The sequence below is a fragment of the Methylobacterium fujisawaense genome (assembly GCF_039619325.1).
In the GTDB taxonomy this organism is placed as follows: Bacteria; Pseudomonadota; Alphaproteobacteria; order Rhizobiales; family Beijerinckiaceae; genus Methylobacterium; species Methylobacterium fujisawaense.
Map to the genome: position 1 here is coordinate 3776796 of NZ_CP155000.1, position 12192 is coordinate 3788987.

General features: G+C 72.8%; 10 protein-coding genes. 4 read left to right on the plus strand and 6 right to left on the minus strand.

Features of this window, described 5'->3' with window-relative positions; all coding sequences use genetic code 11:
* Complete coding sequence (locus ABC766_RS17880; protein WP_043347999.1) at positions 1-1215, plus strand: transporter substrate-binding domain-containing protein; 1215 nt, start codon at positions 1-3, stop codon at positions 1213-1215.
* Here ABC766_RS17880 and ABC766_RS17885 read toward each other — a convergent pair.
* The 6 genes from ABC766_RS17885 to ABC766_RS17910 all read right to left on the minus strand — a co-directional run bounded on the left by ABC766_RS17885 (position 1203) and on the right by ABC766_RS17910 (position 7878).
* Entirely contained in the window at positions 1203-2582 is a 1380-nt protein-coding gene (locus ABC766_RS17885; RefSeq protein WP_043759531.1) for an LLM class flavin-dependent oxidoreductase, read from the minus strand. The two genes, ABC766_RS17880 and ABC766_RS17885, sit on opposite strands and share 13 nt — an antisense overlap.
* Positions 2582-3820 (minus strand): SfnB family sulfur acquisition oxidoreductase, encoded by a 1239-nt coding sequence (locus tag ABC766_RS17890; protein WP_345819157.1) that lies wholly within the window; start codon positions 3818-3820, stop codon positions 2582-2584. The genes ABC766_RS17885 and ABC766_RS17890 overlap by 1 nt, the downstream gene beginning before the upstream one ends.
* A gap of 10 nt (positions 3821-3830) precedes the next feature.
* On the minus strand, positions 3831-5075 hold the full coding sequence (locus ABC766_RS17895; RefSeq protein ID WP_342142135.1) for an SfnB family sulfur acquisition oxidoreductase: 1245 nt from the start codon (positions 5073-5075) through the stop codon (positions 3831-3833).
* 89 nt (positions 5076-5164) lie between these two features.
* Positions 5165-5818: a methionine ABC transporter permease gene (locus ABC766_RS17900; RefSeq protein ID WP_043352323.1), complete on the minus strand. Its 654-nt coding sequence runs from the start codon at positions 5816-5818 to the stop codon at positions 5165-5167.
* Positions 5819-5908: 90 nt separating this feature from the next.
* Positions 5909-7078 carry a methionine ABC transporter ATP-binding protein gene (locus ABC766_RS17905; protein ID WP_342142145.1) on the minus strand — a complete coding sequence of 390 codons (1170 nt, stop codon included), beginning with the start codon at positions 7076-7078 and terminating at the stop codon, positions 5909-5911.
* Complete coding sequence (locus tag ABC766_RS17910) at positions 7078-7878, minus strand: MetQ/NlpA family ABC transporter substrate-binding protein (RefSeq protein WP_342142133.1); 801 nt, start codon at positions 7876-7878, stop codon at positions 7078-7080. The genes ABC766_RS17905 and ABC766_RS17910 overlap by 1 nt, the downstream gene beginning before the upstream one ends.
* 782 nt (positions 7879-8660) lie before the next feature.
* Here ABC766_RS17910 and ABC766_RS17915 point away from each other — a divergent pair.
* The 3 genes from ABC766_RS17915 to ABC766_RS17925 all read left to right on the plus strand — a co-directional run bounded on the left by ABC766_RS17915 (position 8661) and on the right by ABC766_RS17925 (position 12186).
* Entirely contained in the window at positions 8661-9884 is a 1224-nt protein-coding gene (locus tag ABC766_RS17915; RefSeq protein WP_043352327.1) for a metallophosphoesterase family protein, read from the plus strand.
* 67 nt (positions 9885-9951) lie between these two features.
* On the plus strand, positions 9952-11220 hold the full coding sequence (locus tag ABC766_RS17920; RefSeq protein WP_342142132.1) for an arsenic transporter: 1269 nt from the start codon (positions 9952-9954) through the stop codon (positions 11218-11220).
* Positions 11221-11250: 30 nt separating this feature from the next.
* A complete protein-coding gene (locus ABC766_RS17925; RefSeq protein ID WP_342142130.1) occupies positions 11251-12186 on the plus strand; it encodes a DMT family transporter in 936 nt (311 codons plus the stop codon).
* The last annotated feature ends 6 nt before the right edge of the window (positions 12187-12192 follow it).

Consider the following 12192-nt stretch of genomic DNA (forward strand, 5'->3'; position numbering starts at 1 on the left):
ATGCCGCGCCCGTCCACCGGTCGACGGCGCGCCGTCGCGCCTGCGGGCGTCGTGGCGTTCTGCCTCTGCCTCGCGGCCGCCGTGCCGGTGGCCGCGGACCCTTTGCGCGCCGAGACCCGGGACACGGCTCGGGCGGCATCCGAGGGCGTGTCGGAGGGGCCGTCCCTCGCGCTCCGCACGAACGATCCCGAGACGTGGCGGGTCGCGACGCATCCGGTGCCGCCCCTGGTCATGGAGGCGGAGGGCCGGCTGCGCGGGTTCAGCATCGATCTCTGGAACGCCATCGCCCGGGAGCTGGGCGTCCGGACCGCCTTCGTCCGCGTCGACGACCTGCCGGCGCTGTTCGGGGCGGTCTCGGACGGGCGCGCGGACCTCGCCATCGCGGCGGTGTCGATCACCGCGGAGCGCGAGCGGCGGTTCGACTTCTCGGTCACGATGCTGGAGACCGGCCTGCGCATCGCCGTCCCGGCGGCGCCGGACGCGACCGGCTCGGCCACCGGCCGGGCCCTCCGGGCGCTCCTGAGCGACGCCACCTTCCTGCAGGTCCTCCTGGGGCTCGCCGCCCTCATCCTCGCGGTGGCGGCGCTGATCTGGTGGCTCGAACGCCGCCATCCCGGCGGCATGGCGGCGCGGGCCCGGCCGGCGCACGGCTTCGCCCATGTCCTCTGGTGGGCGCTGAGCAGCCTCGCCGCGCAGGCGGAGGAGATGCCGCGCAGCCCCCTCGCGCGGGCCATCACGGTGGTCTGGCTGTTCACCTGCATCGCCCTGGTGGCGTGGTTCACCGCCGGCCTGACCAGCACGGCGACGGTGGAGCGCCTGCGCGGCGCGATCAACGGCCCGCAGGACCTGCCGGGCAAGCGGGTGGGCACGGTCGCCCACACCACGTCGGTCGCCTATCTGGCGGACCACTTCGCCACGCCGGTGGGGTTCGCGAGCCTGGAGGAGGCCTGCGCGGCCCTGCAGGCCGGCACGGTCGCCGCGGTGGTCTACGATGCCCCCGCCCTGAGCTACTACGCGACGCAGCCCGGCCACGCGCCGCTGCGCCTGATCGGGCCGGCCTTCAACCGGCAGGCCTACGGCATCCTGTTCGCGGCGAACGACCCCCGGCGCAAGCGCGTCAACCAAGCCCTCCTCGGCCTCAGGGAGGATGGCCGCTACGACGAGATCTACAGCCGCTGGTTCGGCTCCGAGAGCGGCGAGGCTCAGGATCGCTGAGGCGCGCCGCGGTGGCGGTGGGCCTCGGCCGGGTGGCGCGCGGGCAGCCGGTCGCCCTGGCCGAAGAGCTTCGCCCGCAGCGAACCCTCGGCATAGGCGGTCTTGTAGAGGCCGCGATCCTGCAGTTCCGGGATCACGAGGTCGATGAAGTCGGAAAAGCTCTCCGGCACGACGATCCGGCTGAGGTTGAAGCCGTCGACCTCGCCCTCCTCGATCCAGGCCTGGAGCTCGTCGGCGATGGCGACCGCGTCGCCGGTGAGCACCGGGTAGCGGCCGCCGAGCTGCAATTCGGCCAGGAGGTCGCGCTTCGTCAGCCCGCGCTTGGCCGCCGCCGCCGTGGCCGACTGGATGGCGTTGCCCGGCGCGTAGGGGATCGCCTCGTCGAGGCCGTAGCGGGCGAAGTCGATCCCCGTGGAGGCGGAGAAATGCGCGAGCCCCGCCTCCGGGCTCGCGTAGGACAGGTATTCGTCCCGCTTGGCCTCGGCCTCCGCCCGGGTCCGGCCGGGGATCACCGCGAGGCCGACGAAGACTTTCACGTCGTCGGGATTGCGGCCGGCCGCGACCGCCTCGGCCCGGATGGCGCGGACGGACTCGCGGGCGGTGGCCGTGTCGCGGGCCGAGATGAACACGCACTCGGCGTGGCGGCCCGCGAAGGCGCGGCCGCGGCCCGAGGCGCCCGCCTGGTAGAGGACGGGCGTGCGCTGGGGCGACGGCTCGGACAGGTGGTAGCCGTCGACCGCGAAGAACTCGCCCCGGTGGGCGACCTTGCGGATATGGGCCGGATCGCTGAACACCCGGGCCGCCCGGTCGCGGCGCACGGCGGCGTCGTCCCAGCTGCCCTCCCAGAGCCGGTAGAGAACCTCCAGATACTCGTCGGCGTAGTCGTAGCGCCGGTCGTGTGCCGGCAACGTGCCGCCGCTCTGGGCGCGGTGGGCGCTGTCGAGGTAGCCGGTGACGATGTTCCAGCCGATCCGGCCGCCGGTCAGGTGGTCGAGGGTCGAGAGGCGCCGGGCGAAGGTGTAGGGCGCCTCCTGGTGGACGTTGATCGTCACCCCGAAGCCGAGATGTTCGGTCACCGCCGCCATGGCGGCGATCATCACGGTCGGGTCGTTGACCGGGAGCTGCACGGCCTCCCGGGCGGTCACGTCGATGCCGTCGCCGTAGACGTCGTAGACGCCGATGATGTCGGCGATGAACAGGCCGTCGAACAGGCCGCGCTCCAGGAGCTTCGCCTGGTCGGTCCAGTAGCCCAGCGTGTTGTAGGCCGACGAGCGGTCGCGCGGGTGCGTCCAGAGCCCGTGATTGATGTGGCCCACGCAGGCCATGTTGAAGGCGTTCAACAGGATCTGCTTCTTCTGGGCGGCCATCAGAGCGCTCCGTGCCGGGGCGGCAGCCGGCCGTCGAGGTGGTAGGCGCCGATCCAGTGGTACTTCCAGCGCACCGGATCGTGCAGGGTGTGGGTGCGGACGTTGCGCCAGTAGCGGTCCAGCGCCTCGGCCCGGTCGGTGGCGGAGGTGCCGCCGAGTTCGAGGAGCCTGTTGGACGCCAGCAGCCCGGCCCGGTGGCTCGCCGCCCGGGCCTCCGCCACCGCCACGGAGGCCGCCGCGACGTTGTCCGCATCGGGGGCGTCCTGCGCGGCGTCCACGAAGCGGCCGGCCCGCGTCAGCAGGGCGTCGGCCGCCGCGAGGCGGACCTGGACGTCGCCCAGCGCGTGGAGGGTCAGGGGATCCTCGCTCGCTCGGGTGACGCCGGAATCGATCCAGGGCCGGGCGCGGTCCCGCACGAAGGGCAGCGTCGCCGCGAAGGCGCCTTCGCCGATGCCGAGATCGATCCCGGCGTGCAGGATCTGCGCGAAGGGGCCGATGGCGGTGGGCCGCTCCAGCGAGGCCTGGAACGGCACCACCCAGCGGGGCTCCACGGCGACCCGCTCGAACAGGACCGAGCCCGAGCCGGTGACCCGCTGGCCGAACCCGTCCCAATCGTCCACCAGGGTCACGCCCGGCGCGTCCCGGGGGATGAAGACCAGGTAGGTGGCCGTGCGGCCCGCCTCCTCGGCCTCGACCAGCGTCGGGATGCGGTGGGCGAAGAGCGAGCCGGTGCAGTAATACTTGCGGCCCTCGACGAACCAGCCGGCCGGATCGCGCACGAGCCGGGTGCGGCGGGTGTGGTCCCGCGCGCCGATCTCGGCCAGCGCGTTGCCGAAGCGCTCGCCCGCCAGGACGCGGCCGTAGAGGTCGCGCTTCTGGGCCTCGGTGCCGCCGTTGCGGAGCACCTCCAGGGCGTAGAAATGGTTCTGCGGGATCTGGCCGAGGGACCCGTCCGCCGCGGCGATCCGGGCGATCACCTGCGCGACCGTGGCGCTGTCGAGGCCGGGGCCGCCATAGGCCTTCGGCACCGTGATCGCCCAGAGGCCGGATTCGCTGAAGCGCTCGACCTCGGCGACCGGCAGGCGCCGCTCGAGATCGCGCGCGACCGCGGCCTCCGCGAACGCGGCCGCCAGCGCGTCGGCGATGGCCAGCGCCGCCGCGGCGTCGGCGATCACCGGCACCGGGCGCGGCGGTGCGGGCGCCTGCGTGAAGGCGGTCTCGTGGGACTGGAGCGGCATGGCCCGATCCTCAGTTCCACTGGTGGCGGGCCGGCAGCACGCCGTTCAAGGCGTGGTTGCCGAGGAGGTGGTACTTCCAGCGCACGGGGTCGTGCAGGGTATGGACCCGGGCATCCCGCCAGAACCGGCCGAGATTGTACCCGTCGCGGGTCGCCGAAGCGCCGGCGAGTTCGAGCAGCCGCTCGGAGGCCTCCAGGGCGACCTCGGTGGTGAGGATCTTCGCCTGCGCCACCGCCACCGAGGCCTCGGCCGCGCTCTGGGCGGTGACGGGGGCCGCGGCGATCCGGTCCAGGGTCCGGCCGGCCCGGGCCAGGACCGCCTCGGCGGCGTGGAGGTCGACCGTGAGCCGTCCGATCTCGCCGAGGATGTGGGGATCCTCCGCGACGGTCTCGGCGGTGAAGGGATAGGGCCGCGTCCGGGTGCGCAGGAAGTCGAGGGCGGCGGCGACCGCGCCCCGGGCGAGGCCGGCATCGATCGCCGCGTGGATCAGCTGGGAGATCGGCCCGAACAGGCCCGGGCGCCCGGCGAGGGGCGCGAGGTCGATCGTCAGATCCGCCTCGACGGGGGCGTTCTCGAAGATCACGCTGCCGCTCGCCGTGGTGCGCTGGCCGAAGCCCTGCCAGTCGTCCACGACCCGCACGCCCGGGGCGTCCCGGCGCACGAAGACCAGGAGCGGTCCTCCGTCGGGGCCGACCGCGCGGGTCGGGATCCAGTGGGCGAAGAGCGCGCCGGTGGAATAGAAGCGGTGGCCGCTCAGGCGCGGGCCCGCCGGCCCGGATGTCAGCCGCGTCTCCACGCGGGTGATCGCCTTGCCGTTGCGGGCGGGGCCGGCATTGCCGATCCGGTGGCCGGCGAGGACGTCGCGGTAGATCCGCGCCTGCTGGGCGGGGCTGGCGGCGACCGCGACCAGCGCCAGGACGCCGAACTGGTTCTGGGGGATCTGCGCCGCCGAGCCGTCGGCGGCGGCCAGGATCGTGAACACCTCGGCCAGCGTCGCGTACGAGACTTCCGCGCCGCCATGGGCCCGCGGCACCGTGAGGCCGCCGAGCCCGCTGTCGGTGAAGGCCGCGATCTCCCCCCAGGGCAGGCGCCGGTCGCGGTCGCGCTCGGCCGCGCCCGCCGCGAAGATCCGGGCCACGGCCTGTGCGGCCGCGATCGCCTCGGCGTCGGATCCGATCCGGTGCGGGGGCGACGGCGGCGGGGGCATCGGCTCGGCCGCCCCGTCGGCGACGGATTCGTCCATGTCCAGGCTCATGGGTGCAGGCTCATGGGTGCAGGCTTACGGGTTCAGCCTCAGGGATGCGGCCTCGGGTGCGGGCCGCCTCGTGCCGGGGCGCGGGGCCGTCAGCGGGCCCGGAGCCGCCGCACCGCGGTGTCGCCCGCGAACTGGACCACGCACACGAGGGCGATCAGGATCGCGATCACCACCATCATCACGGTGGTGTCGAAGCGCTGGTAGCCGTACCGGATGGCGACGTCGCCGAGGCCGCCCGCGCCCACCGCCCCGGCCATCGCGGAGGCGCCGATCATCGACACCACCGTGATGGTGAAGCCCGCGACGATCCCCGGCAGCGCCTCGGGCAGGAGCACGTGGGCGAGGATGTGCCGGCGTCGGCAGCCGATGGACTGGGCGGCCTCGATCAGGCCGGCATCCACCTCCCGCAGCGAGACCTCGGCGATCCGGGCGAAGAACGGGGTGGCGCTCACCGCGAGCGGCACGATGGCCGCCCAGACGCCGATGGTGGTGCCGGCCACCAGCCGGGTGAACGGGATCAGCGCCACCAGCAGCACGATGAACGGCACGGCCCGGAAGCCGTTGACCACGGCCCCGACCACCCGGTTGGCCGCCGGTGCCGGGACGATGCCGCCGGGCCCGGAAATGACGAGGAACAGCGCCAGGGGCAGGCCGGCCAGCACGGCGATCCCGGCCGAGACCCCGACCATGAGCCCGGTGTCGAGGAAGGCCTGCCAGAGGCGGTCGATCATCTGCGGGGTCATGCGGGGCTCCGGGTCGGTGGGTTCGAGGGGGAACCGCTTGCGCGGCGGAGTCTCTGCCGGGGTCCGCGGGGAAGGCGGCCCATCGTCGCCTCACCCCGCCTCCGCTTCCGGGGCGACGTAGCCGAGCCTCTCGACGGCCCCGCCGAGCGCCCGCAGGCGCGCCTCCACGTCCGGATCCGCGCCCGGGACGGCGACCAGCATCCGGCCGACCGCGTGGCCCTGGATCCGCTCGATGCCGGCCTGGAGCAGGCGCACCGGCGTGCCGGCCGCCATGGCGAGGCCCGAGAGATCCGGCGTCCCCTGCCCGGCCCAGGTGATCCGCAGGATCGCGGATCCGCCGGGTGTCGGCAGCGGCTGCAGCCGGTCCGCCAGATCCGGCGGCAGGCCGCGGGTCAGCGGTTCGAGCAGCGCCTGCGTGGTCGGGTGCTCGGGCGCCCCGAAGACGCGCCAGACCGGCCCGGTCTCGACCACCCGGCCCCGTTCCAGCACCACCACGTCGCTGCAGATCTCGCGGATCACCTGCATCTCGTGGGTGATCAGGATGATGGTGATCCCCAGGCGCCGGTTGATGTCGCGCAGCAGGTCGAGGATCGCCAGCGTGGTTTCCGGGTCGAGGGCGGAGGTCGCCTCGTCGCAGAGCAGGATCTCCGGATCGCTCACGAGGGCCCGGGCGATGCCGACCCGCTGCTTCTGGCCGCCGGAGAGCCGCGACGGGTAGGTGTCGGCCTTGTCCTCCAGGCCGACGAGGCGCAGCGCCTCCGCGACCCGCGGGCCGATCGCGCTTCTGGGGACGCCCGCGACCGTCAGCGGCAGCGCCACGTTCTGCCGGACGGTCTTGGCCGCCAGCAGGTTGAAGTGCTGGAAGATCATGCCGACGCGCCGGCGCAGGGCCACGAGCCCGTCGGTGTCGAGGGCATCGACGGGGGCGCCGTCGACCAGAACCCGGCCGGAGGTGGGCGCCTCCAGCCGGTTGACCATGCGCAGGAGGCTCGACTTGCCCGCCCCCGAGCGGCCGATGATGCCGAAGATCGCCCCCGCCGGAATGGCGAGGTCGACGCTGTCGAGCGCGCGGACCGGTCCGGCGGCGGACGGATAGGTCTTGGAGACCGCCTCGAACCGTACCGTGCCGGGTCTCCGGCCGGGCGCTGCGGCCGGACCTGCGGCCGGACCTGGGGCGGTGGCCGCGGCGCCCGGACTCCGCCGTCCGGTCGCGACCGGCGTGCCCGGAGTGTGCAGGCTGTCGAAGACGAGGCCGACCATCAGTTCTGCCACGCCAGCAGGTAGAGCTTGTCGCTGTCGGCGAAGGACTTGCGGATCTGCCGCTTCACGGCGTCTGAATTCTGAAACAGGGTCACGAACTTCCGGATCGCCGGGTCGTCCTTGCGGGCCGTCTTGGTGACGAAGCTGACCGTGAACAGCTTGTCCTCGATGCCGGAATAGATCAGCCCGCTGGTCGGGTCGAAGCTTCCGGCCGCCACGATGAAATGCGGATAGCCCTGCGCGAGATCGACATCGCCGGTGATCCGCGCGAGCTGCGGTCCCTCGATCTCGGTGAATCGCAGCGTCTTCGGGTTCTCGACGATGTCGTCGAGGGTGCCGAGGAAGCCGACACCGTCCTTCAGCCTGACCAGCCCGGCCTTCTGGAGGAGCAGCAGGCCGCGGCCCTGGTTCACCGGATCGTTGGCGAGCGCCACCGACCCGCCCACCGGGATCTCGTCGAGGCGCTTATGCTTCAGGGAGTACAGGCCGATATTGGACAGGATCCCCTGCCCGACGATGTCGAACGCGTAGCCCTTCTGCTTGGCCGCGTTCTCCATGAAGGGGCGGTGCTGGAAGAAGTTCACGTCGATGTCGCCGGCATCGAGCGCGACGTTGGGCGTCGTCCAGTCGCTGAACTCGACCACCTTCACGTCGAGGCCCTCCGCCTTGGCCTCCCGGGCCGCCACCGTGACGGCATCGCCGTAGGCCCCGGGCACGACGCCGATCCGGAGGGCCTCTGCCCCGGCGGAGGATGCGCCGAGGCAGAGCGCCGCGACGGCGAGGAGACGCAGGATCTTCATCGGGCAGGACTCCGGCGGGGCAATGATCGGGCAATTCCGGATGTGGAGCCGCGAGACAACGGTCGACATCCGACGCGCAGGCGCGGGCGATCCCTCGATTCGACAGGCACAATCTTGTCCGGATGAGCTTCTTGAGAAAGTCTAGATCAGCTCAACGCGATCCGAAATTCCAAAGATGATCGTTTGGCGACATGAAAGATCTCCGGAAGGCCCGGTCAGGGGGATGCGGATGCTGCGTGCATCCCGTACGGCGCCTCTCGAGCCTCGTCTCGGACGAGACCGGACCAGTGCCCGTCGGATCGGGACCGTACCGGTCATCGAGCACGAACCGTGGCTCATCCAAGACCGCGTTCGTCCGCGAACAGGCCGCGACCGATAGCCCTGGATCCGGGGGATGAGCCTGCGCGGGAGGATTCCGTGCCCCGTTGGGCGGCACCCAGGCGACGCCGGCACAGCCTGGGGACCGCGCCCGACGTCCGCGTCCCCGGCCGACGGCGATCCCCGCAGATCTGTCGCGCGAGAAGACATCGAGTGTCTGTTTTCGCGACACTTTCCCGGCTCGACGGCGCGTACGGCCCTGACTCACGAAAATGTAGGCTCCCGCCACCGCGGGCATCATCCCGAATCCGGAACCCGGCCGTGTCCGAAACGTCGGGCCGGTCGCGACCACCGCGGCCGATCCCCGGCCGGGGCGGGCTGGCCTGTCCGGGGAGCATGATGGCGCAGGGGAACGACAGAGCGCGCGCGGCCCACGCGGCCGTGTCCGGCCCCGTGGGCGCGCCATGACCGCAGATCACGGTGTCTTCGCCTTCGCGCATGTCGGCGATCTCCATCTGGAGCGGAGTTCCGACCCCCATGCCGCCGACCTGCGGGCGATCCTCGCGGAGGTGGACGGGCTGCACGGACACGGCCTCCTCGACTTCGCCTACCTCCCGGGCGATCTCGCCGAGGACGGGCGGGCGGAGCAATACGCGGTCCTGCGCGAGGCCCTGCACCGGCACCCGGACTTGCCGGTGCGCCTGATCGCCGGCGACCACGACCGCCAGCACGGCACGATGACGGATTTCGACGCCCTGTTCGCCGCGGTGGCGGGCAGCCCCCGCGGCGGCGGCCACGCGGCGCGGCGCCACGACCTGCCGCGCCCGCACGACCCGGCCCCCGTCACGCATTACTACTTCGCCGAGACGTTCGCGGGCGTGCGCTGCCTGTTCCTCGACATGGTCAGCCCCGGCTACGGCCGGAAGGGGTTCGGCCTCGACTTCCGGCTCGGCCCCTGCCAGCTCGCCTGGCTCGCCGAGGAGCTGGCCCGGGCCGACGAGGAGGGCCGGCCCTGCGCGGTCTTCACCCACACCTACCCGGACGATCTCTGCGTGCCCGACGAGAAGGCGGCGCTGGCCGGCCTGATCCGCCACCACGGCGTGCGCCTCGTCGAGATGGGCCACACCCACTACAACGAGCTCGCCCCGGACGGGCGCACCCTCTACGCGGCGGCCCGCTCCGTCGGCCAGAACGAGGACGGCTCGGTGGGCTACGCGGTCGCGGCGATCGACGGGCCGGTCACGAGCTGGCGGTTCAAGCCCCTCGACCGGGCGCTGCCCTTCGTGATGATCACGAGCCCCGCCGACCGGCGCCTCGCCACGGCGCCCCTCGCCATGGCGGACGGCCGGATCTCCGTGCGCGCCCTCGTGCTGTCGGACAGGCCGCAGGGCGACTGGTGCTGCTGCGTGCGCGTCGATGACGGGCGGCCCCACGCGATGGTGCCGGACGGGCCGCGCACCGTCCATGCCCGCATTCCCTGGCCGGAGGGCGCCCGCCGCCTCGCGGTCACGGTCACGGACGGCACGGGGCAGGCCGATACCGAGGTGATCGAGCCCGTGGGCCGGAGCTTCGTCCCGCCGCCCGCGCCCGATCGCCCCGGCAGCGACGCCACCCGGCTTCCCGCCTGGCCGCAGAAGGGGCTTCGGGGCGACCAGCTCGGCCCGAACCGCAACGGCCGGCCCTGGTAGCCGGCCTCACCCGAATCGCGGCACACCGCACCGCACGATCCACTCCACCAGAGGACCACCGGACCCGATGGGCGCGCTGACGCTGACCCCCAATATCGCGACCTGGGCGATCGCCGCGCTCGCCACCCTCGGCGTCATCCTGCGGCCGTTCGCGTGGCCGGAGGCGATCTGGGCCGTGCTCGGCGCCGGCGCCCTCGTGGCCCTCGGCCTGCTCGCCCCCGCCACCGCCTGGGACGGCGTGCTGAAGGGGACCGACGTCTACCTGTTCCTCGTCGGCATGATGCTGATGTCGGAGGTAGCCCGGAAGGAGGGCCTGTTCGACTGGCTCGCCTCGATCGCCGTGCGCGCCGCCAAGGGCTCGGCGACGCGGCTGTTCACCCTGGTCTATCTCGTCGGCACCGTGGTCACGGTGTTCCTGTCGAACGACGCCTGCGCGGTGGTGCTGACGCCCGCCGTCTACGCGGCCACCAAGGCCGCCAAGGTGGAGAACCCCCTCCCCTACCTGTTCATCTGCGCCTTCATCGCCAACGCGGCGAGCTTCGTGCTGCCGATCTCGAACCCGGCGAACCTCGTGGTCTTCGCCGAGCACATGCCGCCGCTGGTGCGCTGGCTCGGCCTGTTCGCCCTGCCCTCGCTGCTGGCCATCGCGACGACCTACGCGGTGCTGCGGCTGACCCAGGCGAAGACCCTGCGCGGGCAGCAGGTCGCCACCGACGTCGAGGCCGTGTCGCTGTCCCGCACCGGCCTCGTGGCGGGGATCGGCATCGTGGCCACCGGCGGCGTGCTGATCGCCGCCTCGGCGCTCGGCCTCGACCTCGGCCTGCCGACCTTCGTGGCCGGGCTCGCCACCACGATCGTCGTGCTGCTGCTCAAGCGCGGCGGCCTCGTCGAGGTGGCCAAGGACGTGTCGTGGAGCGTGCTGCCGTTGGTGGCCGGCCTGTTCGTGCTGGTGGAGGCGCTGGAGAAGACCGGCGTCCTGGCGATGCTGGCGGACCTCCTCAAGGGCTACGCCCACGCCGCTCCGGAGGCCACCGCCTGGGGGGCGGGCGGCCTGGTCGCGGTGCTGTGCAACCTCGTCAACAACCTGCCGGCCGGCCTGATCGCGGGCGCCGCCGTGCAGGCCGCCCACGTCCCCGAGAAGGTCGCGGGCGCGATCCTGATCGGCGTCGATCTCGGGCCGAACCTGTCGGTGACGGGCTCGCTCGCCACGATCCTCTGGCTCACCGCCATCCGGCGCGAGGGCCAGGATGTCGGCGCCTGGACCTTCCTCAAGCTCGGCCTGCTGGTGATGCCGCCGGCCCTCGCGCTGGCGCTCGCCGGCCTGCTCCTCGTCTGATCCTCCCCCCGCCAACCCGAAGGTCCGCGCGTGACGGCTGCCCTCCTCTATCCCTTCATCCTGGTGGCGGGCGCGCTGCAGGCCATCGGCAACGCCATGAACGCGCAGCTGCGGGGCCGCATGGTCAATCCGTGGCTCGCCGCGACGGTGTCGTTCCTGCCGATCGTCTTCGTGTTCACGACCCTGTTCTTCACGATGCCGACGCCGCTGCCGAGCCTCGACAGCTTGAGCAAGATGCCCTGGTACGCGCCCCTCGGCGGCCTGGCCGGCGCGGTGGCGGTGTTCGGGGGGCTGGCTTTCATCGACAAGGTCGGCGCCGGGCCGTTCAACGGCCTGACCCTCACCGCCAACATCCTCACCTCCCTGGCGATGGACGCGCTCGGCCTGTTCGGCCTGCAGGCCGCGGGCTTCAAGCCGATGCCCTGGCTCGGCGGCCTGCTGATGGCCGTGGGCGTGATCTTCATCGCGCGCTCGGGGGGCAGGAGCGACGGCGGCGAGGGCCACGGCGAGGGGCACGGGATGTCGGGCAAGCTGCTCTACCCGTTCATCCTCGTGGCCGGCGCCCTGATGGCGATCGGCGTGGTCTGGAACGCGCAGCTCCGCGGCGCCCTGGAGAACCCCTGGCTCGCCGCCACGGTGTCGTTCGTGCCCGTGGTGTTCGTGTTCGCCCTGATATTCCTGCTGCGGCCGTCGCCGCTGCCGACCCGGGACGACATCGCGGGCGTTCGCTGGTGGATGCCGCTCGCCGGGATCACCGGGGCGGTGGCGGTGTTCGCCGGGCTGCTCTTCGTCGACAAGGTCGGGGCCGGGGCGTTCAACGGCCTGCTGATCACCGCCAACCTCCTGACCTCGGTGGCCCTGGACCATTTCGGCTGGTTCGGCATGAAGCAGGTCAAGGCCGGCCCGCCGCGCCTGATCGGCGCCGCCGTGATGGTGGCCGGCATCGTGCTGATCTCGCTGTTCTGAGCATCC